16 protein-coding genes are annotated in these 26266 nt (G+C 61.2%); 10 read left to right on the plus strand and 6 right to left on the minus strand.

All coding sequences use genetic code 11. From position 1 onward, the window contains the following. Nucleotides 1–4 precede the first annotated feature (4 nt). The 3 genes from M5B44_RS01075 to recQ all read right to left on the minus strand — a co-directional run bounded on the left by M5B44_RS01075 (nt 5) and on the right by recQ (nt 4636). The gene (locus M5B44_RS01075) at nt 5–1810 is read right to left on the minus strand and encodes a FimV/HubP family polar landmark protein (protein ID WP_248737984.1); all 1806 of its coding nucleotides are present in this window, start codon (nt 1808–1810) and stop codon (nt 5–7) included. Nucleotides 1811–1937: 127 nt separating this feature from the next. Beyond that, on the minus strand, nt 1938–2372 hold the full coding sequence (locus M5B44_RS01080) for a MarR family transcriptional regulator (protein ID WP_085710387.1): 435 nt from the start codon (nt 2370–2372) through the stop codon (nt 1938–1940). 134 nt (nt 2373–2506) lie between these two features. Then, nucleotides 2507–4636: a DNA helicase RecQ gene (gene recQ, locus M5B44_RS01085; protein WP_248737985.1), complete on the minus strand. Its 2130-nt coding sequence runs from the start codon at nt 4634–4636 to the stop codon at nt 2507–2509. A 277-nt stretch (nt 4637–4913) separates the two neighbouring features. Between recQ and M5B44_RS01090 the strand changes: the two genes are divergently transcribed. The 5 genes from M5B44_RS01090 to M5B44_RS01110 all read left to right on the plus strand — a co-directional run bounded on the left by M5B44_RS01090 (nt 4914) and on the right by M5B44_RS01110 (nt 8901). Continuing rightward, a complete protein-coding gene (locus M5B44_RS01090; RefSeq protein ID WP_085710385.1) occupies nt 4914–5501 on the plus strand; it encodes a YecA family protein in 588 nt (195 codons plus the stop codon). Nucleotides 5502–5511: 10 nt separating this feature from the next. After that, on the plus strand, nt 5512–5907 hold the full coding sequence (locus M5B44_RS01095) for a YbaN family protein (RefSeq protein ID WP_248737986.1): 396 nt from the start codon (nt 5512–5514) through the stop codon (nt 5905–5907). 124 nt (nt 5908–6031) lie between these two features. Beyond that, nucleotides 6032–7432 (plus strand): AAA family ATPase, encoded by a 1401-nt coding sequence (locus M5B44_RS01100; RefSeq protein ID WP_248737987.1) that lies wholly within the window; start codon nt 6032–6034, stop codon nt 7430–7432. A gap of 18 nt (nt 7433–7450) precedes the next feature. Continuing rightward, nucleotides 7451–8098 (plus strand): retron Ec78 anti-phage system effector HNH endonuclease PtuB, encoded by a 648-nt coding sequence (gene ptuB, locus M5B44_RS01105; protein WP_263860086.1) that lies wholly within the window; start codon nt 7451–7453, stop codon nt 8096–8098. Nucleotides 8099–8529: 431 nt separating this feature from the next. Next, a complete protein-coding gene (locus M5B44_RS01110) occupies nt 8530–8901 on the plus strand; it encodes a DUF6124 family protein (RefSeq protein WP_248737989.1) in 372 nt (123 codons plus the stop codon). Nucleotides 8902–8969: 68 nt separating this feature from the next. Here M5B44_RS01110 and M5B44_RS01115 read toward each other — a convergent pair whose 3' ends face one another. Continuing rightward, nucleotides 8970–17651, minus strand: coding sequence for a retention module-containing protein (locus M5B44_RS01115; protein WP_248737990.1), 8682 nt, complete (start codon nt 17649–17651; stop codon nt 8970–8972). 533 nt (nt 17652–18184) lie between these two features. On the opposite strand from M5B44_RS01115, the gene M5B44_RS01120 reads away from it, so the two are divergent. From M5B44_RS01120 to M5B44_RS01130, 3 genes are read left to right on the plus strand one after another with little or no spacing between them, the layout of a single operon-like run. After that, complete coding sequence (locus M5B44_RS01120) at nt 18185–19549, plus strand: TolC family outer membrane protein (protein WP_248737991.1); 1365 nt, start codon at nt 18185–18187, stop codon at nt 19547–19549. A 30-nt stretch (nt 19550–19579) separates the two neighbouring features. Next, a complete protein-coding gene (locus tag M5B44_RS01125) occupies nt 19580–21742 on the plus strand; it encodes a type I secretion system permease/ATPase (protein ID WP_248737992.1) in 2163 nt (720 codons plus the stop codon). Nucleotides 21743–21751: 9 nt separating this feature from the next. Then, nucleotides 21752–23113 carry an HlyD family type I secretion periplasmic adaptor subunit gene (locus M5B44_RS01130; protein WP_248737993.1) on the plus strand — a complete coding sequence of 454 codons (1362 nt, stop codon included), beginning with the start codon at nt 21752–21754 and terminating at the stop codon, nt 23111–23113. A gap of 29 nt (nt 23114–23142) precedes the next feature. Here M5B44_RS01130 and M5B44_RS01135 read toward each other — a convergent pair whose 3' ends face one another. Both M5B44_RS01135 and M5B44_RS01140 read right to left on the minus strand, forming a co-directional pair. Then, nucleotides 23143–23736: a tRNA-uridine aminocarboxypropyltransferase gene (locus M5B44_RS01135; protein ID WP_248737994.1), complete on the minus strand. Its 594-nt coding sequence runs from the start codon at nt 23734–23736 to the stop codon at nt 23143–23145. A 4-nt stretch (nt 23737–23740) separates the two neighbouring features. Then, nucleotides 23741–24634 (minus strand): LysR family transcriptional regulator, encoded by an 894-nt coding sequence (locus tag M5B44_RS01140; RefSeq protein ID WP_007956593.1) that lies wholly within the window; start codon nt 24632–24634, stop codon nt 23741–23743. A 205-nt stretch (nt 24635–24839) separates the two neighbouring features. On the opposite strand from M5B44_RS01140, the gene speB reads away from it, so the two are divergent. Next, complete coding sequence (gene speB, locus M5B44_RS01145) at nt 24840–25790, plus strand: agmatinase (protein ID WP_007956591.1); 951 nt, start codon at nt 24840–24842, stop codon at nt 25788–25790. 10 nt (nt 25791–25800) lie between these two features. Beyond that, nucleotides 25801–26223, plus strand: coding sequence for a YybH family protein (locus M5B44_RS01150; protein ID WP_248737995.1), 423 nt, complete (start codon nt 25801–25803; stop codon nt 26221–26223). The last annotated feature ends 43 nt before the right edge of the window (nt 26224–26266 follow it).

Raw genomic sequence — 26266 nt, forward strand, 5'->3', positions numbered from 1 at the left:
CGGATCAGCGAATCCCCGCCAACAGGGTGCGGGCGGTCTGCCTGAGCGGCTCATCGCCCTCTTTCAGCAACTCATTGAGCAAGGCGATCGCACTGTCGAGGTCGCCATCGTCGATGCAGGTCTGGGCCTGTTCGAGCTTGCCGGCGTTGGCGGCTTCTGTCGGATCCAGCTCGGGCTCCGGCGCCTGCAGGTCCAGCGGTTCCAGGGCCAGTGACTGACCGGGATCGCCAAACTCGTTGAGAAAGTCTTCATCGATAGCCTGGACTTCCGGCTCGGCGATCCACTCCAGCTCTGTCGTTTCAACGTCATCGCCGGTGGTTTGCGGCAATTCGAAATCCTGCGGCAGGACTTGCAGGCTCGAGCCAAGTGCCGATGGCGCCAAGGACTGTGGGTTCGTTGCCGGGCGACTGTCTTCCAGATCCCAGCTGGAATCCATCGACAGTTGCTCCAGATTCAGCTCGAAATCATCCTCGGCCAGCGGTGTTGTGGGTGCGGCCTGCTCAATGGGTGACGCGGCAATGACCGGAGCCGCTGCAACCAAAGGTTCAGTCCTGGCCAGTTTCGGATATCGGGCGCGAATCTCCTGCAACCGTTGCTCCTCGACACCGAGCTGGCGCAAGTGGTTTTCCTGATCGTCATAGGCCACCTGATCGCCCTGGCGCCCCAGCACCTCGAGCAACTGCACGCCGAGATCAATGCGCTCCGGTTCTTTTTGCAAGGCGTCGCGCAGCAATCCGAGCGCTTCGCCCAGTCGTCCGTAAGCCAGATAAATGCCCACGGCTTCCAGCACATCGCCGTTTGTCTGCTCGTCTCGATGCTCGACGGCGCCATGGGCAGCATTCGGACGAACATGTTCGCTGTCATTGAGCTCCGGTTCGCTTCGCTGCGGCAGCACGCGTGCCGGCACGTCCGGGATCACTGCCGGCTGACGTCGGCGGCGAACGATCAGCCCCGCCACCAACCCTCCCAGTAGCACCAGCAAGCCTCCGAGCAATGGCCAACTGACGGAGTCGTCTTGATTCTCCGCCGGCGCAATGACCGGCGCCGGGATCGAGGCAGGCGCCGCCGGGGTTGCGGGTGCCGGAGGTGCCTGCTGAACCTGTGCGAGATGCGCCTGCAGATCGGCCAGCTGTTTCTTGCCGTCGGCGATTTGCACATCCTGCGCCTGAAGCTTCAGGTTCAGCTCATCGATGGTTTTCTGCAGTTGCTGGTTCAGCAACACGCTGGCCGCCAGCTGTTCCGCTTGGGCGTCGTTGGTTGCGGACGTTTGAGGCGTCGGCGCGGCCGGTGCTGCAGCAGGTTTGTTCTGGGGGGTGGCGGCAGGCGCCTCGGGCGTTGGAAACTCCGAAGACTGCGCATGGACATCAGGTTCGTCGGTGGCCGGCACGATGCCCGGCGAACCCGGCGGATCGATCAGCACTGTGTATTCGCGCAGCACATGGCCGTTGGGCTGATTGAGCTGCACCAGGAAGTTCAGGAAAGGTTCGTTGACCGGTTTGGTCGAGGTCACCCGGATCAGGTTGCGATTGCCATGCAGGATCGGAGTGAATTTGAGGTCGTTGAGAAAGAACACCCGCTCGACCCCGGCACGGCCGAATTCGTCCGCCGAGGCCAGGCTGGCCGACAGCTCGCCGGCACTGAGCCCTGCGGCGTCCAACAGGGCGATGTCGGCCTTGAGCGGTTGATTGAGCGCTGAATGCACGGTGATGTCACCGAGACCCAGCGCCAGTGATGCCGTGGACCAGGTGAGTACACCGGCCACCAGCAGCGAATTGGCGCAACGCAGTACTACGTGCCGACTGTCGAGCATGAGCATCCCTTAAATAAGCAAAACCGACTTCTATGGGTTCGCACATCCGGTACGAACACGATATTGCCCAGTAGTTCTTATAGTCTGCCCAGCGCGATCCCTCAAAAAAACGGCACGTCGTTGTGCCTCAAGATTTTTCCAGGTTGGCCAGAATGTGCCCGTGAACCCGCATGCACACCTTCATGTCAGCCTCATCGATGCCCTCGAACAACTCCGTGCGCAGTTGCGTGGCGATGGTTTCGATCTGTTCGATCAACGGGCGGGCCGGGGCACACAGTACGATCTTTTTCGCCCGACGGTCTTCCATCACGGACTGGCGTTGCACCAGCCCCTGGCTTTCCAGGCTGTCGAGCAATCGTGCGAGGGTCGGTCCTTCGACGCCGACGCTTTGCGCCAGCTCCCGTTGGGTCGGCGCCTCTTCGAAACGAGCCAGATGCAGCAGCACCAGCCAGCGCGCCTGGGACAAACCCAGACCGGCCAGCCGGCGATCCAGTTCGGCACGCCAGCCACGGGACATCTGGGCCAGTTGCATGCCAAAGCGGTGTTGATCGGTTAACGGCATAAAACACTCATGGTTAGACTGAAGAAATAGAGAAAAACTAATTATTAGTCAGCTAAGCATGACATTTGGCTATAGGCAAGAGCTGCCCTGTACTGAATCGTTACATCCGTATAACGGTTTGTGTAAGCAAATGCTCACATCTCGAATTCAGATTGCAGCGCGGCCCGTACGCAGTACAGCACACCTTCCGGTACGCGACCGGCAAACAGCTCCGCCACTTCGGCGACCGACGGCAACTCGCCCTCGCCGTCGAGGAACGCATCCTGGACTTCGCCCATCAAGTCTTCCGGCAAATCCAGCGCCTGCTCCAGCGACAATTGCTGCTTGCCGATGGCTTCGGCGAGCATGGTGTAGACGTTCTTTTCCGAGCATTGCAACTGACCGGCAATCTGCAGCGGCGTCATGCCGGCGCGGGCCAGGGTGATCAGTTCGTGGCGCACGTCGGCCACCACTTTCGGCGCCTCGGCCTCGCCGCCCAGCACCTCGAGGAAGGCCTCGCCGTAGCGTTCCAGCTTGCGTGCGCCGACGCCGCTGACCCGGGCCATATCCGCCAGCGAAGCCGGCTGGCTGCGGAGCATTTCCAGCAGGGTCGAGTCGGGGAAGATGACGTACGGCGGCACACCGTGTTCTTCCGCCAGTTTGCGCCGCAGGGCGCGCAAGGCTTCCCACTGTTCGCGCTCTTCGCCACGCACCAGCTGGCTGGCCTGGCTCTTGCTGCCGCTCTTGGCGGTGATTTGTGGCTTGAGGTCGCGGCGCAGTTCCAGGCTCACCTCGCCCTTGAGCAGCGGTCGGCAGGTATCGCTCAGACGCAGCCCCCCGTAGCCTTCATGGTCGACATCGGCCAAGCCGCGCGCAACCAACTGGCGGAACAGCGAACGCCATTCGCTCTCCCCCAGCACCTTGCCCACGCCAAACACCGACAGGTGCTGATGGCCGAAGCTGCGAACCTTTTCGTTGTCCTTGCCCAGCAACACGTCCACCAGATGACCAACACCGTAACGCTGGCCGGTGCGATAGATCGCCGACAGCGCCTGACGCGCAGGCTCGGTGGCGTCCCAGGTCTGCACGCCGTCGATGCAGTTGTCGCAGTGGCCGCAAGGCTCCGGCATGTCTTCGTCGAAATACGCCAGCAGCGCCTGACGGCGGCAACGGGTTTCTTCGCAGAGCGAGAGCATGGCGTCGAGCTTGTGCTGCTCCAGACGCTTGTGGCGTTCGTCGCCTTCGGAGTTCTGTAGCATCTGCTTGAGCATCACCACGTCTTGCAGACCGTAGGCCATCCAGGCGTCCGCCGGCAGGCCGTCACGGCCGCCGCGTCCGGTTTCCTGGTAATAGGCCTCAAGGGATTTCGGCAGGTCGAGGTGAGCGACAAAGCGCACGTTGGGTTTGTCGATGCCCATGCCGAACGCCACGGTGGCCACCATGATCAGACCTTCCTCGTTGAGGAAGCGCTTCTGATGGTAGGCGCGCAGATCGTTGGGCAGACCGGCATGGTACGGCAGCGCCGGGAAGCCCTGCTCGGTGAGAAACGCGGCCACCTCCTCCACCTTCTTGCGCGACAGGCAGTAGACGATGCCGGCATCGCTGCGTCGCTCGGCGAGGAACGCCAGCAACTGCTTGCGCGGCTGCTCCTTGGGCACGATGCGGTAGAAGATGTTCGGCCGGTCGAAGCTCGACAGGAAACGCTCGGCGTTCTGCAGGTGCAGACGGGTGACGATTTCTTCCCGGGTGCGCTTGTCGGCGGTGGCGGTCAGGGCGATGCGCGGCACGTCGGGGAACATTTCCGCCAGCTGCCCCAGTTGCAGGTATTCCGGACGGAAGTCGTGGCCCCATTGCGATACGCAGTGCGCTTCGTCGATGGCGAACAGCGCGATGTTCAAGCCTTGCAGGAACGACAGCATGCGCGGCTGCACCAGACGCTCCGGCGCCAGATAGAGCATTTTCACTTCGCCGCGCTTGATCCGGTTGGCGAGGTCGCGCTGCTGTTCGGCACTCAACGTGGAGTTCAACGCAGCCGCCGCCACGCCCAGCTCTTCGAGGGTGGCGACCTGATCGTCCATCAGTGCGATCAGCGGCGACACCACCACCGCCAGGCCGTCGCGCAACAGCGCCGGCACCTGGAAGCACAGGGACTTGCCGCCGCCGGTCGGCATCAGGACAAGGGCATCACCACCACTGGCCACGCGCTCAATGATTGCACCCTGACGGCCACGGAAACTGTCGTAGCCGAAGATGTCCTTGAGGACGCGTTGAGCCTGTTCGAGCATAAAAACTCCAAAAATCCACCGAAACATCCCTGCACAGGCTGGTTCAAGACAGCCGAGGCTGCTTTAAACAAAACGTAAGGGCGCATTGCATGACGCCGTACGGATTCAGCCGCGACACCGGCAGGGATCGCAAAGCGCGGCAGTATACCCGAGCCCTCCCCGGCAAAGGGCACCGCCGATAAGAAGCTTGTGCGGGCAAATCTGCCGTGCGGCTGGCTTGAGGGCTCAAGAAGGCCTAGAATTCCCGCATTGTTTATTCCCCCAAGGTAGCCCTTTAATGTCCTTCGCCGAGCAACTAACCCGCCTGCAAGTCTTCCTCGACGCCGACGAGCTGCATGAAGAGGCGCTGGACTACGTGGCCGCTCACGGTTACCTGACCGCGCTGTCGATCTGCGCCGACGTGGTGCCGGACCGTGAGTGGATCGACGCCCTGTTCGCCGAAGAGCCGCATTACAGTAGCGAAGCCCAGCGTGAAGAGATCGAAGCCACGCTGATCGGCCTCAAGGCCCACATCGCCCGTCAACTGGCGTCCGATGAAGAGTTCGAGCTGCCATGCGAACTGGACCTGGGCGACGAGCCGGACGATTCGGAACTGCGCGGCTGGTGCATCGGCTTCATGGAAGGCGTGTTCCTGCGCGAAGCGGCCTGGTTCGAAACCGCCGAAGAAGAAGTCAGCGAAATGCTCCTGCCGATCATGGTCGGTTCGGGCCTGTTCGACGAACAGCCTGAATTCGAAGACATCGCCAAGGACGCCAACCTGATGGACGACATGATCGTGCAGATTCCGGAAGCCCTCACCGCGCTGTACCTGCTGTGCCAGGCACCCGACGAAAAACCGGCGATCCTCAAGCCACGTCACCACTAAGATCCAGCCTATGGACAGCCCCATAGGCAACCGCCCCCTGATGTTGCGCTACATCCTGCTGGCCATCGGCTGGCTCAGCGTGGCATTGGGGGTGATCGGGATTTTCCTGCCTGTTCTCCCCACTACCCCTTTCCTCCTGCTGGCAGCCGCCTGCTTCGCCCGCAGCTCTCCGCGTTTCTACCAATGGCTGGTCGAGCACCCACGGCTCGGGCCATGGATCCGTGACTATCTTGATGGCAACGGCATTCCGCTCAAGGGCAAGGTCTACGCGATCGGGCTGATGTGGGCGAGCATTCTGTTCTCGTGCTACCTGGTGCCTCTGCCGTGGGCGCGGGGGTTCATGTTGACGAGTGCGGTGTTGGTGACGGTTTATATCTTGCGGCAGAAGACGTTGCACAAACCCTGAATCACAGCGACATCAGCTCGCAGGTATTCACCTGTTTTCATTCAAAGTAGAATTTGCGCCAAATCTGTTCTTCTGAACATCACCATTGCCGCAGCCTGGCATCGGTCCACATGGAGGAGAGTCTGTGAAACTGATCAGGCTGGAGCTGGAAAATTACCGCTGTTTCCCATCGCTGACGCTTGAACTCGACTCCCAGTTGACTTTGCTGGTTGCGCGCAATGGTCAAGGCAAGACAAGCCTGCTGGATGCCATCAAGGTGGCGTTGTGGCCATATGTTCGCGGGTTTGACCTCGGCAGCACTACCAACGACATCACCGGAATTCACCCGGAAGATGTTTTTTTGCGCCCCCTCCAAGCGCACCAAATGGAACCATCTCTCCCTGCTCGACTGTCTGCTCAAGCAACCCTATATGGGGAAGTCTGGAAATGGTCTCGACGCCGCGAAAGCATCCGTAAGGGCACACAGACCCGTGGTGATGCAGCAGCCAACAAGCTTGAGGCAACCGCCGAAGCGCTGGAATTACAGATTTTCAACCGAGCGGTCTCAGCCCAGTCTCCATTCGACTTGCCTGTTCTCGCGTACTACGGCACCGGTCGGCTCTGGAGTCAGAAAAAACTGACCGCTGCATTCGAAAAAGCGGAAAACGCCGAGTTTTCCAGAACGTATGCCTATCGCGATTGCCTGGACCCAGCATCCAGCTATAAGCACTTCGCAAAGTGGTACACAAGAATTTTCCGTAGTTACCGCGATGAGCAAATTCGTAACATTGAACGCGGAAATCTGAGCATCGACGTCAAGGACGAATTCGCTCATCCCGTTTTGGCTGTTCAGAATGCGGTGAATGCTGTCCTCGCAAATCAAACAGGTTGGCGAAATCTGGCTTACAGCAGTGAGTTTTCCGATGTTGTGCTCGAACACCCGATTCATGGCGTACTTAAAGTCAGCCAGCTCAGCGACGGAATCCGAAACATTGTCGCTTTGGCGGCCGATATCGCCTATCGCTGCATAAAGCTGAACCCTCACTTGGGAATCATCGCGCCGCGTGAATGCACTGGCGTGATTTTGATCGACGAAGTCGATATGCACCTTCATCCCGCGTGGCAACAGACTGTCATACCTGATTTGCTTAACGCGTTCCCCAAAATTCAGTTCATCGTCACAACTCACAGTCCTCAGGTCATCACCTCAGTTCCTGCGCATTGCATCCGAGTGCTGCAAGCCGTATCCAACGAAGGCATCCGACGCATCACTGTCAGCAATGTGGATCAACAGACTCAAGGGGTAGCCAGCTCACAGGTACTGGCGCATGTAATGGGCATCGACCCGACACCCGATAATGAGCCTGCACGAAAACTGAGTTTGTACATGGGATTGATTCAGCAAAATCTACATGAGGGTGCGGAAGGACTGGAACTGCGAACCTATCTGGACAAGCACTTCACTCCCCAGCACCCAAGCATGCTGGACTGCGATCGGCTGATCCGACTCGAAGCCTTCAAGCGCAAGCAACTGACGAAACAGTAAGGACAAAGGAATCGGCAAATGCGAAAGCTTGTCCGGGGTGAAGGCCCACACTGTCTGACCCGCTATAGGCATGGAGTGCATAGATGGTCCCTCGAATCTCCGACACCACCCGAGCGCGAACAGGTATGGGAGCATCTTCGAACCATGCAGGGTACCCGTTGTGCCTACTGTGAAGCAGATATTGGTCGACCCGGTCGTTCTCATATTGAGCACTTTCGACAGAGAGACCGGCACCCACAAGGTACTTTTGACTGGTCGAATCTGTTTGGCTCATGCAACCGCGAAGATACCTGCGGTAAATTCAAGGACGCCTGCGGTCCCTATGAACACAGTGACTTGCTCAAACCTGACGTAGATGAACCTGATGATTTCTTCATCTACGTCAACGACGGCACTATCGCACCGCGCGACAACCTGGATGAACCAGCACGTAAAAGAGCTATCGAGACTCTGCGCATTTTCAATCTGGATGCTCAAAACGGAGCACTGCGTGAAATGAGGCGGGAGGCAATTCGCCCGTACCTGGATACGGCACAGACAATCATGGAGATGCTTGAAGAGTTCTCGCCGAGCGATATTCAAGCGTTCATAGATGGAGAGATTCAGAATATCGCGCACCTCCCTTTCGCAACTTCGATCCGGCACACGCTCTCCGTGATGGCCTGATCAAACCAATTAAATTGCTCAAAAAAGCCCATCCTCCAATTCAATAGAGAGTTTGGGCTTTTTCGTTTTTGCACAAACCCAAGCTGTTGTTGAAGAGTGTTGAATGTTATGTCCGCAAAGCCACGCCACCTTGCGCCTTTGCCTACGCATCCGCCAGAATCCGCCGGCTTGTGCGCCTTGGGGGCGGGTTCTATTGTTTGGCGGTCGCTGAAAAACAGCGATCGGGTTTAGCAGCCCGGATTCACTCTAGACGCACAATGCCGTTCGCTCGTGATCAGGCTGACGCCTGTCCGTTCACGTTATGGCGGCTTTGCGTGGGGCACTTCGGTGCGCCGGGTTCTAGAGTCCTGGTCTGCTAACCCGCGTACGGCCGCCACCTCTTTCGTTTAGCAGCGAAGCGTGGCGCCTCCACTACTCTAGAGGCTTTACCCATGATCAAACCAACGCCAAACCCGCCGGAAGTCGATTCGACTTCCCCCTACGAAACCCTCGATTCCAAGAAATTCCACGAAGCCGCCGAACGCGCCCTCGATCACTACCTCAACCCCTTCCACCCCAGAAAGCCGCTGCTCAAACCCAACACCCGCTACCTCATCGCCCCCGGTATCCCGAGCGAAGAACTGTTGGCCGACGCCTGCGAAACCCTGACCTCGGCCAAAACCATGGCCAGCGATTTCGCCGGGATGATCGATGCACCGCAGCGGTATGTGCTGCTGGGGATCGGGCAACTGATCATGCTGGCGGAACTGGCGGTAAATCGGGTGCTGGATAATCTGGAACTGAAGGCAGAGGCGCCGCTGTAGCCTTAGCAAAGAAAAAACCCGCCGCCCCGTTAGATCGGGACGGCGGGTTTTGTCGTTTCAGCCCCGGCTCACACCGTGTCCACCTTCAACGAATGATCATTCAACATCCCGTTGATGATGGTCGCCGTGTCATGGCCGCCGGCAATCACCCCGCCCGCCCCCGGTGTCACGCCGTAGTGGCTGGCGAGGTTGACGCCCGCCAGGTCGATGGTCTGGTTCGGCGTGGCGCCGGCCATGGCGCTGACGTCGATGGTGGTGACCACCGAAGCGCCGCTGCCGGTGACGGTGAAGTGCAGGTAGTCATCCAGTGACGCCGCCGTGCCGTTTTCACCTTGCAGCAGTTGCGACAGGTCGAGCTTGTCGGTGCCCGGAGTGAAGTCGGTGACGGTGTCGTGGCCGCTGTTGCCCTTGAGCCACTGGAAGGTGTCGGCGCCCGGCCCGCCGGTCAGGGTGTTGTTGCCCATGCCGCCAATCAGCAGGTCATCACCGCCGCCGCCGTTGAGGATGTCGTTGCCCAGGCCGCCGTTGATGACGTTGTTATTGTTGTCGCCGGTGAGGGTGTCGTTGAAGTTCGAACCGACGAGGTTTTCGACGTTGCTGATGGTGTCGATGCCGGCGCCGATGGTGTTCTGCGCACCGAGCAGGCTCAGGTTGACCGTGACCCCGGCCGTCGCGTGGGCATAGCTCACCGTATCGATACCGGTGCCGCCATCGAGGATGTCGTTGCCCGGGCCGCTGTAGAGCAAATCGTTGCCGGCGCCGCCGTGCAGTTCGTTGTTGCCGGAGCCTGCGGTCAGCACGTCGTTGCCATCGCCGCCGTTGAGGATGTTGTCGCCGCTGCCCGCCACCAGCACGTCATCGCCGGACGTACCGGTGAGGGTGTGGCCGTCCTGATAAGTGATGGTCACGTTGGCGGAGTCGCTGCCGCCGTGGTTGTCGTTGGCGGTGTAGGTACCGTGGAAGTCCGGGGTGACGTCGTGGGCCCCCGCGTAGTTGACCGTCATGGTCAGTTGGTAGTTTTCCGCGGCGTTGGTGTTGCTGCCGCTGGTGTTGGTGATGTTTGTTATGTGGATCTGATACGTGCCATCGGCGCTGGCGGTGATGGTGCCGCCATCGGCGATGCTGACGAACGCCCCGCCGTTCACCGAATACTCCATGGTGATGTGCCCGGCCGCCAGGTTGTGATCGAGGTTGAGGGTCTCGCCCTGTTTCAGTTTGACGGTGATCAGGTCTTCATCGTTGGCATTGGCGTTGGTCACCGCGCCGAGGTAGCCACTGACCACCAGCACGGCGGTCATGGCCGCGGTGTTGGCCGCAAAGGAGCTGCGCACATCGGCCAGGTTCTGGTTGGCGCTGGTGTTGGTGGTGCCGGTGAAACTGATCGCGCCGCTGCCGGTGAAGTCCGCGCCCTTGGCGGCCCAACCGGTGTTGAAGGTGGTGGGCGAAGCGCTGAGGGTGTCACCGTCCGGATCGGTGTCGTTGGCCAGCAGCAGCTCGCCCGGCACAGTCACATTGCTCGACAGCACGTTGGTGATGATGTGGTCATCCACCGCCACCGGTGGCGAGTTGGGGATCACTTTCACCGTCAGCGTGGAGCTGGCGAGGTCGCCGTCGTTGTCGCTGAGGGTGAAGCCAATGTTCTCGGTGATCACCGTCGTGGTGGTTTTCTGAGAGGTGTAGCTGTAGTCGCCGGTATCGAGGTTGACCACCAGCGTGCCGCTGTTGTTGGTGGCGATGCTCAGGGTGTTGTTCACCGTGTTGAAGGTGCCGTGGTTGGTGCCGCCGCTGGCGGTCAGCGAACCCTGGCCGCTGTTGGCTTTCGGATCGTAGGTGTAGGTGGTGCCGTCGACCACGATGGACTTGATGAAACCGCCATCGGCGCCGAACGTTCCGCCATCACCCAGCAACGAACCGGTGACCGGTGCGCCTTCCACGGTGCCGGACAGCACCGAGTTCAGTTGATTGAGATCGGTGACCACCACCGCATTGGTGTTGGTGTGGCTGATGCCGTCGTATGCCAGCGGATCGAGGTTGGCGTTGCTGACACCGTTGCCGAGGCCGATCGCGTAGTTCTTGATGTTGTTGGCATCAAGGAAGGCCTTGAGCGCGGTCTCGTCGGCGGTGCCGATTTCCTGGCCGGTGGTGGGTTTGCCGTCGGAGAAGAAGTACCCGACATTCTGCGCCCCGGTGAGTTTGCCCGAGGTGTTGAACGCGGTCTGCATGGTCGCCACGGCCGCATCGTAGTTGGTGCCGCCACCGGCGCTGAGGCCGGCGAGCAGGGTCTTGGCGGTCGCCACATCGACCCACACCGAAGTGCGATCGGTGGCGTTGCTGCTGAAGGTGACGAGCTGCACTTTCACATCACCCAGATCGTCGTACTTGTCGAGCAACGCACTGATCGCCTGCTTGGCCAGGTCCAGCCGCGACAGGCCTGGCACGCCGGAGGCGTCGGCCATGCTGCCGGAGATATCGAGCACGATGAGGATGTTGGAGTCGATCTCCACCGCCGCCACCGAGCGATCCGAGGCCACCGCTTTTGGCACGTCGTCGACGATGTTGACCACGATGGTGCTGGTGGTGCTGTTGCCCAGCGCATCGGTGGCCTTGTAGGTGAAGCTTTCGCTTAGCGTGTTCGCACCGTCATTGGCGTTCGGCGTGGTTTTCGGTGCCGACGTCAGGGTGTAGGTGTAGGTGCCGTCGGCGTTGAGCTGGATCTGCCCGTACGTGCCGGTGCTGCTGCCGACCAGGGTGTAGGTGATCGCGCCGCTGCCGCCGGTGACCGCGCCGACCAGGGTGCCGCTGGCGGTTTCGCCGGTGTTGGTCGGGTCGCTGCCGATGACCGTGCCGGGGGCCAGGTCTTGCCCGTCCTTGGTCAGGTCGAGGGCTTTTTCGTAGACGGTCACGTCCTGATCCACCGAGGCCACGAGTTTGCTGTCAGCCACGTTGACGGTGATGGTGGTGGTGCTTTCGTCGCCGTCACTGTCGCGGATGGTGTAGGTGAACGTGTCGGTGGCGCCCGGCGGGCTCACCGAGTTCGGGTTGCTGTGATAGACCGCGTTGCCCGCCGCATCCAGGGTCAGGTAACCGTAGGTGCCGTTGATGTTGCTGTTGAGGCCGCCAATGGCCGAGGTCGAGGTGTCGCCGCCGGCCCTTACGCCCACCACCGCACCGCCCGCTGCCGGGCCGTCGGCACCGGTGACGTCGTTGCCCAGCACACTGATATTGACGGTGCCGCCCTCCACCACCGAGCCGGTGTCGGCCTTGGCGGTCGGCAGGTCATCGACGATGTTGACGTTGATCTGCCCGGAGGCAGTGCTGCCGTCACCGTCGGTGGCCACCACGTTGAAGTTCTCGGTGATGCTGTTGGCGCCGTTGCCGGTCGGGTGCGCGTCGTTATGCACCAGGGTGTAGCTGTAACTCACGACACCGGTAGCGGCGTTAAAACCGGTGACCGTCAGCGTGCTGCCCAGCGGTGTGGTGACCGATTGCGGGAAGCCTGCGGCGACGCCGTTGGTAACCACCGCGATGCCGCCGACGGTGAGGGTTTGGAGACCGTCGAGTGCGGTGACAGTGAAGGTGCCGCTTTGGGTCAGAGCCGTGGCGTCCGGCGCTGTGCCGTTGCCGAGGTTTTTCTCGTAGACGGTGAGTTCGCCGCCATTGACGTCGAGGCCGCTGAGAATCACCGGATCGTCGTTGTTGTGGATCTGCAGCACGAGGTTGGCGGTGCTGGTGTCGCCGTCCGAGTCAGTGATGGTGTAGGTGAAGGTTTCGGTGCCGTTGCCACCGCCGTGCAGGTTTTTGAAGTCGGCGTCATTGGTGTTGAGGGTGTAGGTGTAAGTGCCGTTGGCGTTCAGCACCAGCGTGCCGTAAGTCCCGGTGAACGTACCGGCGGTGATCGGGCCGGCGTTGGGACCGGTCGGGACGCGGTCGGCGCCTTGTACGTCATTGGTCAGGACGTTGCCGGTCAGGGTCAGGTTGGTTTCCGAAGCGGTGCCGGTGTTGGTGTCGTTTACGGCTTTTGGCAGGTCGTCGACGATGTTTACGTCCAGCGATGCGTTGGCCGTGGTGCCGTTGTCATCAACCACCGTCACAGCGAATTGCTCACTCAGGGTGTTGGCGCCGTTGGCGGTTGGGTGGGCATCGTTGTGGACCAGGGTGTAGCTGTAGCTGACGACGCCGGTCGTGGCGTTGAAGCCGGTGATGGTCAGTGTGCTGCCCAGCGGTGTGGTGACGGATTGCGGGAAGCCAGCAGCTACACCGTTAGTGACAACGGCGATACCGCCCACGGTCAGGGTTGTTACGCCGTCCAGCGCAGTGATGGTGAACGTGCCACTTTGAGTCAGCGCGGTAGCATCCGGCGCGCTGCCGGTGCTCAGATTTTTCTCAAAGACGGTGAGCTCGCCGCCGTTAATGTCGAGGCCGTTGATGATCACCGGATCGTCGTTGTTGTGGATCTGCAGCACGAGGTTCGCAGTGCTGGTATCGCCGTCCGAATCGGTGATGGTGTAGGTGAAGGTTTCGGTGCCGTTGCCACCGCCGTGCAGGGCTTTGAAGTCGGCGTCGTTAGGGTTGACGGTGTAGGTGTAAGTGCCGTTGGCATTCAGCACCAGGGTGCCATAGGTCCCGGTGAAAGTGCCCGCAGTGATCGGTCCGGCATTGGGTCCGGTCGGAACGCGGTCGGCGCCTTGCACGTCGTTGGTCAGCACGTTGCCGGTCAGCGTGAGGTTGGTTTCCGAAGCCGTGCCGGTGTTGCTGTCGTCCACGGCTTTGGGCAGGTCGTCGACGATGTTCACATCCAGCGATGCGTTGGCCGTGGTGCCGTTGTCATCCACCACGGTGACAGCGAATTGCTCACTTAGCGTGTTGGCACCGTTGGCGGTCGGGTGGGCGTCATTGTGGTCGAGTGTGTAGCTGTAGCTGACGACGCCGGTCGTGGCGTTGAAACCTGTAATCGTCAGCGTGCTACCCAGCGGCGTCGTGACCGATTGCGGGAAGCCGGCGGCCACACCGTTGGTAACGACCGCAATACCGCCCACGGTCAGCGTCGTTACGCCGTCCAGCGCAGTGATGGTGAACGTGCCGCTCTGAGTCAAAGCCGTAGCATCCGGCGCACTGCCGGTGCTGAGGTTTTTCTCGAAAACCGTCAGCTCGCCGCCATTGACGTCCAGGCCGCTGATAACCACAGGATCGTCGTTGTTGTGGATCTGCAGCACGAGGTTCGCGGTGCTGGTATCGCCGTCCGAGTCGGTGATGGTGTAGGTGAAGGTCTCGGTGCCGTTGCCACCGCCATGCAGGGCTTTGAAGTCGGCGTCATTCGGATTGACGGTGTAGGTGTAAGTGCCGTTGGCGTTCAGCACCAGTGTGCCGTAAGTCCCGGTGAAGGTGCCGGCGGTGATCGGTCCGGCATTCGGGCCGGTCGGTACGCGATCGGCGCCTTGCACATCGTTGGTCAGGACATTGCCGGTCAGCGTCAGATTGGTTTCCGAAGCCGTGCCGGTGTTGCTGTCGTCCACGGCTTTGGGCAGGTCGTCGACGATGTTTACATCCAGCGAAGCATTGGCCGTGGTGCCGTTGTCATCCACCACGGTGACGGCGAACTGCTCGCTCAACGTATTTGCGCCGTTGGCAGTCGGATGCGCGTCGTTGTGATCGAGGGTGTAGCTGTAACTCACCACACCGGTCGCGGCATTAAACCCTGTGATGGTCAGCGTACTGCCCAGCGGAGTCGTGACCGATTGCGGGAAGCCGGCGGCCACACCGTTGGTGACGACTGCAATGCCGCCCACAGTCAGGGTCGTTACACCATCCAGAGCAGTGATAGTGAACGTGCCACTTTGAGTCAAAGCCGTGGCATCCGGCGCACTACCGGTGCTCAGATTTTTCTCAAAGACGGTGAGCTCGCCGCCGTTAATGTCGAGGCCGTTGATGATCACCGGATCGTCGTTGTTGTGGATCTGCAGCACGAGGTTCGCAGTGCTGGTATCGCCGTCCGAATCGGTGATGGTGTAGGTGAAGGTTTCAGTACCGTCTCCGCCACCGTGCAGGCTTTTGAAGTCGGCGTCATTCGGGTTGACGGTGTAGGTGTAAGAGCCATCCGCATTCAGCACCAAAGTGCCATAGGTTCCAGTGAACGTGCCGGCAGTAATCGGCCCGGCATTCGGGCCGGTCGGCACACGGTCGGCACCCTGCACATCGTTGGTCAGGACGTTCCCCGTGAGCGTCAGGTTAGTTTCCGAAGCCGTGCCGGCATTGCTGTCATTCACGGCTTTTGGCACGTCATCAACGATGTTCACGTCCAGCGATGCATTGGCCGTGGTGCCGTTGTCATCGACGACAGTGACCGCGAACTGCTCGCTCAAGGTATTGGCGCCGTTGGCGGTTGGGTGGGTGTCGTTGTGGTCGAGGGTGTAGCTGTAGCTGACGACGCCGGTAGTAGCATTGAACCCGGTGATGGTCAGCGTGCTGCCCAGCGGCGTGGTGACCGATTGCGGAAAGCCGGTGGCCACGCCGTTGGTGACGACTGCAATGCCGCCCACGGTCAGTGTGGTTACGCCGTCCAGAGCAGTGATGGTGAAGGTCCCGCTTTGGGTCAACGCAGTAGCATCCGGCGCACTGCCGGTACTGAGGTTTTTCTCGAAAACTGTCAGCTCGCCACCGTTTACGTCCAGGCCGTTGATGATCACCGGATCGTCGTTGTTGTGGATCTGCAGAACCAGATTCGCGGTGCTGGTGTCGCCGTCGGAATCCGTAATGGTGTAGGTGAAGGTCTCGGTGCCGTTGCCGCCGCCATGCAGGTTTTTGAAGTCGGCGTCGTTAGGGTTGACGGTGTAGGTGTAAGAACCATCGGCATTCAGCACCAGAGTGCCGTAGGTCCCGGTGAAAGTGCCGGCAGTAATCGGACCAGCGTTCGGCCCTGTCGGCACACGGTCGGCACCTTGCACGTCGTTGGTCAGCACGTTGCCGGTCAGCGTGAGGTTGGTTTCCGAAGCGGTACCGGCGTTGCTGTCGTCCACGGCTTTTGGCAGGTCGTCGACGATGTTCACATCCAGCGAAGCATTGGCGGTGGTGCCGTTGTCATCCACCACGGTGACGGCGAACTGCTCGCTCAGAGAGTTAGCGCCGTTGGCGGTTGGGTGCGCATCATTGTGATCGAGGGTGTAGCTGTAGCTGACAACGCCGGTGGCGGCGTTGAACCCGGTGATGGTCAGCGTGCTGCCCAGCGGAGTCGTGACCGATTGCGGAAAGCCTGCGGCCAGGCCGTTGGTGACGACCGCTATACCGCCCACGGTCAGCGTGGTCACGCCGTCCAGCGCGGTGATGGTGAAAGTGCCGCTCTGAGTCAAAGCTGCAGCATCCGGCGCGCTGCCGGTGCTCAGGTTTTTCTCGAAGACTGTGAGTTCACCACCTTCTACGTTCAACCCGTTGATCAGCACCGGATCGTCGTTGTTGTGGATCTGCAGCACGAGGTTCGCAGTGCTGGTGTCACCATCGGAATCGCGCAGGGTGTAGGTAAAGGTTTCTGTGCCGTTGCCGCCGCCATGCAACGCCTTGAAATCCGCGTCGCTGGTATTGAGGGTGTAGGTGTAAGTGCCGTTGGCGTTCAGTACCAGCGTGCCGTAAGTCCCGGTGAATGTACCGGCAACTACCGGGCCGCTGTTGGGGCCGACAGCAATGCGGTCAGCGCCCTGGACGTCGTTGGTCAGGACGTTACCGGTCAGGCTCAAGTTGGTTTCCGAAGCGGTGCTGGCGTTGCTGTCATCCACCGCTTTGGGCACGTCATCAGTGATGTTCACATCCAGTGAGCCGGTGGCGGTATCGCCATTGCTGTCACCGGCAATCACCGTGAAATGTTCGCTGAGGCTGTTGGCACCGTCACCCGCAGGATGGGCATCGTTGCCGTTGAGGGTGTAGCTGTAGCTGACCGTGCCGTTCGCCGGGTTGTAACCGGTGATGGTCAGGGTGTTGCCCAGTTGCGTGGTGATCGATTGCGGGAAACCGACGGGCACACCGCCGACGATCACGCTGATGCCGCCGATGCTCAGGCTGGTCAGACCATCGGGCGCGGAGATGCTGAAGCTGCCGGCCTGGGTCAGCGCGCCGGGATTGGCGGCGGAACCGTCCGGCAGATTGGCTTCGTTGAGCGTCAATTCGCCCCCGGGCACATCCAGGCCTGTGAGGGTCACAAGGTTATTGACCGGTGGCGGGATGACCGGCGCCGGCGTGTTGTCGCCGTTGTCGATCACCGCGTAGTGGCGCTCTTGCGGGAACTCGGGAATGCCATTGAAACCGGCAGTGGGGAAACCGACGACCGGATCGACCCGCCCGGCGACTTCCGTCAGCAAGACGAAACTGTGGCCACCGCCCTTGCCGCCATTGGCATCGCCCGGGGCATCGGGGCCTGCGGCAGTGGCCTCAGCAGATTTAGTCGGGTCTTCACCGGCGGCAATGGCTTTCTGGATCTGGGCGACATCGGTGAGTTGAGCATCGCTCGGGGTCAGCGCTTCCGGGGCATCCACATGGGGCGCGTGGTTGGCCAGCAATTGGCCGGTCAGGGTCATGCTGCTGTCGCGGCCCAGGGTCAGTTCCTGACCGTTTTGCAGATGGACGGCGACCGCCCCTTCCGCACCGGTGATCAATTGATCCCCCGTAAACAGCCGATCGCCCTCGACCAATGCACGCCGACTTCCGTCAGCGGCTTGAGCGAAAACCTGACCAATGACTTTAGTGACGGTCCCGATGAGCGTTGCCATGTGCATTTCCTCCGCTGCCGACCACCGTCGGCACTGGTTCGCGAAGCAGCCCATGGCTCAAGCGGGTTGTCGGGGCGACGCTCGCACCTCGACAGTTCGTTTCGCAGGTTGTGCAAGTTCAGAAACCCCAGCGCCCTCAGGCACCTGGAATCCCTGATCGATGCAGCACGCCCACTAGCGCTACGTAACGGTGGTGAATCACCCGAGTGACAAAAAACTGTCGCCCATTTGCCGCTACGCGTCCCTCCCCTTTAGCAGTACTTCGCCCGTATGTCGCAAAGTGAGTGGAACTTTCCTCAAGCCTTCATGCACTCCCTAAAGCACATAAAACAAAGGCTTTCGAATGGAACAATGTGCCGGATTCGGAGAAGCGCATAAGTTTTTTTTGGCATAAGCCATATGAAAAATTTTTCTTAGCTACGCTTCAGGATGTTCTTAGCTCTGTTGTAACAGCGATGAGACGCTAAACACTAAAAATATCGTCAATAAATTGGCGACAGCAATACACCATCAGGATTCAGGGAGATGCACCCATGCGCGTTCTAACCCCCCTCTGCAGTGCGGTTTTGCTGGCCATGGCTTGCACTTCCCAAGCCCAGGCCATGAACCTCACCGAAGCCATTCAGAGCACCATTGCGACCCACCCGGATCTCGCTTCGCGCGTCGACGCGAAACTGTCGGCGGATGAACAGGTGAACGTCGCCAAGGGCGGCTACTATCCGTCCGTCGATCTGAATGCTTCCTATGGGCGCGGCTACAGCGACAACACCAACACCCGGGCGCTGACCTCGAGCGGCCACAACACTGAAACCCTCAACTACACCCAGTCCGAGCTGCGCCTGCGTCAGATGCTGTTCGACGGCTTCAACACGTCCAACGAAGTCGCGCGCACCAAAGGCGTCTCCAATTCGCGCGCGTACTACGCGCAAGGCACCGCTCAGGATCTGGCCCTGCGCACCATCGAGGTCTACCTCGAAGTGCTCAAGCGCCGCGAACTGGTGACCCTGGCCAGGAACAACCTGCAGGCGCACCTGCGGGTCAACGACCAGATCGGCCTGCGTACCCAGCGCGGCATCGGCAGCACCGCCGACTCCGACCAGTCGGTGGCCCGTAAGGCGCTGGCACAGAACAACCTCGACACCGCCGAGGTCGATCTGGCGGACGCCGAATCGAACTTCTACAGCGTCGTCGGACGCATGCCCGACGAGCTGGAAACGCCCGCCTCAACCCGTGGTGAATTGCCCGCCACCCTGCCCGAAGCCCAGCAGAGCATGGTCGAGAACAACCCGTACCTGAAATCCGCCCAGGCCGACGTGCAATCGGCCGAGAGCCAGTACGAAGTCGCCAAGTCGCCGTTCTATCCGCGCTTCGATGCGGAAGCGGCGGTCGGCGCCAACAACAACGTGCAGGGTGACGAGGGCCACGACAACGAATGGCGGGTCGGCGTGGTGATGAACTACAACCTGTTCCGCGGCGGCAGCGACAAGGCGCGACTGGCCTCCGATGCGCACCAGATCAACCAGGCCATGGACATCCGCAACAACGCCCTGCGCCAGCTCAACGAGAACATTCATCTGGCGTGGAACGCCATGGTCAACGCCAAGAAACAGACCCCGACCGCCCGCGAATACGCGGAGACCACCAAGCGTGTGCGCGCCGCGTATCAGGATCAGTTCGGCCTTGGCCAACGCACCCTGCTCGACCTGCTCGACAGTGAAAACGAGCTGTACAACGCCAACCGTCGCTACACCGAAATCCGCTACACCGAGGAGTTTTCGATGTACCGCGTGCTGGCGAACATGGGGCAGTTGCTGAGCAAGCAACGGGTGGTGCTGCCGGCTGACGCGATTGCCGCTGCCGAAGTGAAGAACGAGGCGCGCTTGCCCGAACTGAAGTAGTCCCGATGATGTAGCCAGGGAGCGATCAATATGAATAGCATGGCCGAAGGCGGTGTTTCCGGGATCGATCCGCGGCTGAGCTTCGATGATCCGTTACTCGACGGTCTGTTGATCCTCTGCAAACTGCATGGCGCGACGGTCAGTCGCGCCAGCCTGAGTGCCGGCCTGCCCCTGGACAAACAACGCCTGAGCCTGGACCTGCTGCCCCGCGCCGCAGCCCGGGCCGGTTTGCAGGCGCGGCTGCTGCGCCGCGACCTCAAGGACATCTCCCCGCTCAACCTGCCGGTGCTGTTGCTGCTGGGCAATGGCCGCACCGCGGTGTTGCGGCGTTTTGCCGACGACGGCAAGGCCCTGATCCTGCCCAGTGAAGCCGACGGCGGCGAGCAGTGGGTCAGCCGCGAAGAACTCGCCGAACACTACACCGGCCAGGCCCTGTTTGCCCGACCCCGGCATGAACTGGAAGACCTGCGTTCACCGCTGGTGCCAAGGGTCCAGGCGTGGTTTCGCGACACCCTGAAGCTGTCGAAATGGCTGTACAGCGACGCGATCCTCGCCAGTTTCCTGATCAACCTGCTGGGCCTGATGGTGCCGCTGTTCGTCATGCAGACCTACGACCGCGTGGTGCCGAACCAGGCCACGTCGACCCTGTGGGTGCTGGCCATCGGATTGCTGATCGGCACCGGTTTCGAACTGGTGCTGCGGGTGGTCCGCGCGCACCTGCTGGACACCGCCGGCAAGAAGACCGACGTGATCCTTTCCGCCACTTTGTTCGAACGCATCACCGGCATGGCGATGAAGGCCCGGCCGGCGACCATCGGCGGATTCGCCCAGAGCATTCACGACTTTCAGGGGCTGCGGGAGTTTCTCACCGCCGTGACCCTGACCAGCCTGATCGACCTGCCGTTCGTGGTGCTGATGCTGGTGGTGATCGGCCTGCTCGGCGGCTGGCTGGTGGTGATTCCGTTGCTGGCGTTTCCGATCACGATCATGTTCGCGATGATCATTCAGGTGCGCTTGCGTGACACCGTGCAAAAAAGCCTGAGCCTCGGCGCCGAGCGTCAGGCATTGCTGATCGAAACCCTCGGCGGCCTGGAAACCCTCAAGGCCTGCAGCGCCGAAAGCGAGCGCCAGCACAAATGGGAAAGCACCCACGGCGCCCTCACCCGCCTCGACAGCCATGCGCGCAATCTCTCGGCACTGGCCACCAACGGCACGCTGTTCATCCAGCAGTTCTCGGGGATGGCGACCATCGTCGCCGGGGTCTACAGCATCATCGCCGGCAACCTCAGCGTCGGTGCGCTGGTGGCCAGCTACATGCTCGGCAGTCGCGTGCTCGCGCCCCTGGGCCAGATCGCCGGGCTGATCACCCGTTACCAGCAAGCGCAACTGACCATGAAAAGCACCGATGCGCTGATGGCCCTGCCTCAGGAGCGCGACGGCAAACAGCGGCCCCTGGAGCGCACGCAACTGCAAGGCGCACTGGATGTCAGCGGTGTGACCTTCCATTACAACGGCCAGAATGCACCGGCCCTGAGCAATGTCAGTTTCAGCCTCAAACCCGGCGAGCGCATCGGCATCATTGGCCGCAGCGGTTCCGGCAAAAGCACCCTGGCGCGGCTGGTGATGGGTTTCTACGAACCGGAAGAAGGCCAGTTGCTGCTCGACGGCCTCGACCTGCGGCAACTGGATGTCGCCGACCTGCGCCAGCAGATCGGTTACGTCGCCCACGACCTGCCGCTGCTGGCCGGCAGCCTGCGCGACAACCTCACGCTCGGCGCTCGTTACGTCAGCGATTCGCGGATGCTCGAAGTCGCCGAACTGACCGGCGTCACCGAACTTGCCCGTCAGCACCCGCAAGGCTTCGACCGGCCAGTGGGCGAACGCGGGCAATTGCTCTCCGGCGGTCAGCGCCAGGCCGTGCTGCTGGCCCGGGCGCTGTTGCTCGACCCGCCGATCATGCTGCTCGACGAACCCACCAGCGCCATGGACAACAGCAGCGAAGACGTCCTGCGCCAGAAGCTCCACGGCTGGGTGCAGGGCAAAACCTTGCTGCTGGTCACCCACCGCACCTCGATGCTGAGCCTGGTGGACCGGTTGCTGGTGCTGGACAACGGCCGGATCGTCGCCGACGGTCCGAAGGATGCGGTCATCGATGCACTGCGCAAGGGCCGGGTCGGCTCGGCAGCGGTCTAGGAGTTGCACATGTCTGCTTCCTCCTCTTCAAAACAGCGCGGCTACTTCGACAGTTTCGGTAAAAGCGCCGAAGCCGAATTCATGCCGGAAACCGCCGGCGCGTCGTTGCAGGATTCGCCGCGCTGGTCGCGAATTACCGTGTGGCTGGCGGCAGCGTTGCTGATCAGCGCGCTGGTCTGGGCCAAGTTTGCGGTGCTCGAAGAAGTGACCATGGGCGAAGGCAAGGCGATTCCGTCGAGCAAGGTCCAGGTGATCCAGAACCTCGAAGGCGGGATCGTCACCGAGATCTTCGTGCGTGAAGGGCAAATGGTGAACAAGGGCGACACCCTGCTGCGCCTGGATGACACGCGGTTTCTGTCGAACAAGGGCGAGAGCGAGGCGGATCGCTATGCGTTGATGGCTCAGGTCGAGCGTTTGTCGGCAGAGTCCGAAGGCCGGCCGATGAAGCTCTCCGACGAGATCGTCAGCAAGGCGCCGCAAGTGGCTGAAGACGAACGTGCCCTGTACGACCAGCGCCAGCGGCGCCTGGCCAGCGAACAGCGCACGCTCACCGAACAATTGCGGCAGAAGACTCAGGAACTGGCGGAGTTCCGCTCCAAGCAGGGTCAGTACAGCTCCAGCCTGGCGCTGTTGCAGCAAGAAATGAACATGTCATCGCCGCTGGTGGGTACCGGGGCGGTTTCGCCGGTGGAGATCCTGCGGCTCAAGCGCAGCGCAGTGGAAATTCGTGGTTCATTGAATGCGACGACGCTGGCGATTCCCCGGGCTGAATCGGCGATCAACGAGATCAAGAGCAAGATCGACGAATCTGAACAGACTTTCCGTTCCGACGCTGCCAAGGACCTCAACCAGAAACGCACCGACCTGTCGAAAATCACCGCCTCGAGCATCGCCATCGACGACCGTGTCAGCCGTACCACCGTGACTTCGCCGGTTCACGGGGTGATCAAACAATTGAAGGTCAACACCATCGGCGGCGTGGTGCAGCCGGGCAGCGACATGGTGGAAATCGTGCCGCTGGAAGACAACCTGCTGATCGAAGCCAAGGTCCGTCCGCAGGACGTGGCGTTCCTGCACCCGGGCCAGAAAGCCATGGTCAAGTTCAGTGCCTATGACTACACGATCTACGGCGGGCTCAGCGCCAAGCTGGAGCTGATCGGTGCCGACACCATCACCGACGACAAGGGCAACAGCTTCTACCTGATCCAGGTGCGTACCGACAAAAACCATTTGGGCGGGGATGTGAAACCGCTGCTGATCATTCCGGGGATGGTGGCGACGGTGGACATCATTACCGGGGAGAAAAGCGTGCTGGATTACTTGCTCAAACCGGTGCTCAAGGCGCGGACCGAGGCGATGCGCGAGCGGTAGTCGCACTCGTTCCCACGCAGTGGGAACAATCAGCCTCCGTGATTCTTCTGGAAGGTCTCCTCCCCCATCGCCGCGATCTGCCCCTCGATCAACGCCTCGAACGGTTTGAGCAACGGATCGAAAGAGGCCGGGGCTTCCAGGGTCTGCAACGCCTGAGCAATCGCCTCGATGGTCGACAACGCCCCGGGCCCCGGTGCCTTGCGCAGCCGATACCGTGAAACCCCGCCCTCCGCCAGCGTGACCCGAGGCAACGCCGCCAGCAGCGGATTCAGATGCAGCATCTTGCGTGCCTTGCGCCACGTGCCGTCCGGCACCACCAGCAACAGCGGCTCATCGGATGCGGCGTAAGCCTGCATCGGCTGCGCATCGTCCGCCGGAAACAGCAATCGCGCCCGATAGCCCGGCTGGTTCAGCAGCGTTGGCAAATCCTCGAACACCTCGCCGACGATCAGTTCGGCATTGTTCAAACCGAGTGCCGCCAGCCGTGCGGTGTTGAGCGCGTGATTGACCTCGCTCGGGTGCTGCAACAGCAACACTCGGGTGCGGCTGTCGAGGCTGGGGATCAGCGGGCACAGGCAATGGGTTTGAGGGCGCAGGCAGCGTGGGCATTGGGGTCTGGACATGTTCTTATGCCTGATTGAGCTGCGCTTTGAGCAGATCACGGAAAGTCTGGATCAGCGGCTCGCGGCTGCGGCCACGGCGCATGATCATGGAAAAAGGCGCCTGATAACCGAAGGTCGCCGGCAGCAAAACCCGCAGGTCGCCCTTGTCGGCCCAAGCCTGGGCGTAGTGCTCAGGCAGGTAGCCGATGTAAGCCCCGGACAGCACCAGAATCAGCTGCGCCTCCATACTTTCCACGGTCGCCGCGCTGTGTTTGAAGCCGTGGCGCGCCAGTTCCGCCTGGCTCCAGTAGCCGCGCCCGACCATGCGTTGCTGGGTGATGACCTGCTCGGGAATCCGCCGTTCGTTGAATAACGGGTGACGGCTGCTGCAATACAGCCAGTGCTGTTCGCGGTACAGCGGCATATACACCAGGCCGCTCATGCGCGTGGAAAACGCGCCGATGGCCAGATCGAGGCGGTTGTCCTGCACGCCGAGTTGCAATTCGTAGGGGCTCATCACCGACAGATGCAAATGCACCGCCGGGTGTTCCTGACTGTAGGCGCCGATGGCTTCGGCGAACGGCAGGGCCTTGTCGCTGACCGTGGAGTCGATCACCCCCAGATTGAGCGTGCCGCGCAGTTCACCCTTGAGCGCTGCGGCGTATTGCTCGAAACCTTCGAGTTCGGCCAGCAGGCGCAGGGTTTCCTGATGGAACAACTCGCCCTTGCTGGTCAGGCTGAAACCACCGCGCCCGCGATGGCACAGCACCAGACCGAGGGCGGCTTCGAGCTGGCTCATGTAGGTGCTGATCGCCGAGGTCGACAGGTTGAGTTCCTGCTGCGCGTTGGCAAACCCCTGATGGCGCACGACGCTGACGAAGATGCGCAAAAGTTTCAGGTCGGGTAAAGCGTTGGCCATGGGGACTCCACTGATCGGGCAACGAGCATGGGCGAGAAGTCTATCTCCAGCCTTTCGATTAGTTTAGAAAATTCTGAACTAAGTTTTTGTTCGTAGCGATTCTTCCGCCTCACTACATTTCGCAGAATCGGCCCCACAGCGGCGTCCGAACCTGTGCTGAACGGCGCGCCGACATAAATAAAACAAAGACGATGAGGCCCTACCCGTGGACAAGATTCTTCACCAACCACTGGGCGGCAACGAAATGCCGCGCTTCGGCGGCATCGCCACCATGCTCCGACTCCCCCATGTACCGACCGCTGCCGGTCTGGACGCTGCCTTCGTCGGCGTGCCGCTGGACATCGGTACTTCGCTGCGCCCCGGCACCCGCTTCGGGCCACGCGACATCCGCACCGAATCGGTGATGATCCGCCCGTACAACATGGCCACCGGCGCTGCGCCGTTCGACTCGCTGTCGGTTGCCGACATCGGTGACGTGGCGATCAACACCTTCAACCTGCTCGACGCCGTGCGCATCATCGAAGAAGCCTACGACAACATCCTCGAGCACAACGTGATCCCGATGACCCTGGGTGGCGACCACACCATCACCCTGCCGATCCTGCGTGCCATCCACAAAAAGCACGGCAAGGTCGGCCTGGTCCACATCGACGCTCACGCTGACGTCAACGATCACATGTTCGGCGAGAAGATCGCCCACGGCACGACCTTCCGTCGCGCCGTCGAAGAAGGTCTTCTGGACTGCGACCGCGTGGTGCAGATTGGTCTGCGTGCGCAGGGTTACACCGCTGACGACTTCAACTGGAGCCGCGATCAGGGCTTCCGCGTGGTGCAGGCCGAAGAGTGCTGGCACAAGTCGCTGGAACCGCTGATGGCCGAAGTGCGCGAGAAAGTCGGTGGCGGCCCGGTGTACCTGAGCTTCGACATCGACGGCATCGACCCGGCCTGGGCACCGGGCACCGGCACCCCGGAAATCGGTGGTCTGACGACCATTCAGGCGATTGAAATCGTTCGCGGCTGCCAGGGCCTCGACCTGATCGGCTGCGATCTGGTAGAAGTCTCGCCCGCTTATGACACCACCGGCAACACCTCGCTGCTGGCCGCCAACCTGCTGTACGAAATGCTCTGCGTACTGCCGGGCGTGGTCCACCGCTGAGGGTCGGGTCATGAACGAACGTGATCAGGTTCTGAAAGCGGCTGCCGATCTGGTGTCCGCCTTCGCCCGCAACGATCGCGAAGCCTACTTCGGCGCGTTCAGCGCCGATGCGAGCTTCGTGTTCTACACCCTCGAACAGCCCCTGCTGTCGCGCGATGCCTATCAGGCGTTGTGGGACAGCTGGCGCGCCGAGGATGGCTTCGAGGTGCTGTCGTGCACTTCGAGCAACGCCTTCGTCAGCCTGCAGGGTGACGTGGCGGTATTTATCCATGACGTGGCCACCGAGCTGCGCATGCAAGGGGAGCAACACTTCAGCCAGGAGCGCGAGACGATTGTTTTCAAGAAACAAACGTCGAGCCTAGAACAACAAGGCCATTGGCTGGCCTGCCACGAACATTTGTCCGCAATGCCGGAAGGGCTGCCACCCCCTTAGCCAAGACAGGTGACGCTCACGACACGATGAGCGCGCCTTTATG

It is taken from the genome of Pseudomonas sp. MWU12-2029, from assembly GCF_023242425.1.
GTDB classification, from domain to species: Bacteria; Pseudomonadota; Gammaproteobacteria; order Pseudomonadales; family Pseudomonadaceae; genus Aquipseudomonas; species Aquipseudomonas kribbensis.

What these genes read in the sequence shown, in the direction of transcription:
- M5B44_RS01075 (WP_248737984.1), bottom strand. Translation starts at nt 1,810, where the DNA reads ATGCTCGACAGTCGGCACGTAGTACTGCGTTGCGCCAATTCGCTGCTG.
- M5B44_RS01080 (WP_085710387.1), bottom strand. Translation starts at nt 2,372, where the DNA reads ATGCCGTTAACCGATCAACACCGCTTTGGCATGCAACTGGCCCAGATG.
- recQ (WP_248737985.1), bottom strand. Translation starts at nt 4,636, where the DNA reads ATGCTCGAACAGGCTCAACGCGTCCTCAAGGACATCTTCGGCTACGAC.
- M5B44_RS01090 (WP_085710385.1), top strand. Translation starts at nt 4,914, where the DNA reads ATGTCCTTCGCCGAGCAACTAACCCGCCTGCAAGTCTTCCTCGACGCC.
- M5B44_RS01095 (WP_248737986.1), top strand. Translation starts at nt 5,512, where the DNA reads ATGGACAGCCCCATAGGCAACCGCCCCCTGATGTTGCGCTACATCCTG.
- ptuB (WP_263860086.1), top strand. Translation starts at nt 7,451, where the DNA reads ATGCGAAAGCTTGTCCGGGGTGAAGGCCCACACTGTCTGACCCGCTAT.
- M5B44_RS01110 (WP_248737989.1), top strand. Translation starts at nt 8,530, where the DNA reads ATGATCAAACCAACGCCAAACCCGCCGGAAGTCGATTCGACTTCCCCC.
- M5B44_RS01115 (WP_248737990.1), bottom strand. Translation starts at nt 17,651, where the DNA reads ATGGCAACGCTCATCGGGACCGTCACTAAAGTCATTGGTCAGGTTTTC.
- M5B44_RS01120 (WP_248737991.1), top strand. Translation starts at nt 18,185, where the DNA reads ATGCGCGTTCTAACCCCCCTCTGCAGTGCGGTTTTGCTGGCCATGGCT.
- M5B44_RS01125 (WP_248737992.1), top strand. Translation starts at nt 19,580, where the DNA reads ATGAATAGCATGGCCGAAGGCGGTGTTTCCGGGATCGATCCGCGGCTG.
- M5B44_RS01130 (WP_248737993.1), top strand. Translation starts at nt 21,752, where the DNA reads ATGTCTGCTTCCTCCTCTTCAAAACAGCGCGGCTACTTCGACAGTTTC.
- M5B44_RS01135 (WP_248737994.1), bottom strand. Translation starts at nt 23,736, where the DNA reads ATGTCCAGACCCCAATGCCCACGCTGCCTGCGCCCTCAAACCCATTGC.
- M5B44_RS01140 (WP_007956593.1), bottom strand. Translation starts at nt 24,634, where the DNA reads ATGGCCAACGCTTTACCCGACCTGAAACTTTTGCGCATCTTCGTCAGC.
- M5B44_RS01150 (WP_248737995.1), top strand. Translation starts at nt 25,801, where the DNA reads ATGAACGAACGTGATCAGGTTCTGAAAGCGGCTGCCGATCTGGTGTCC.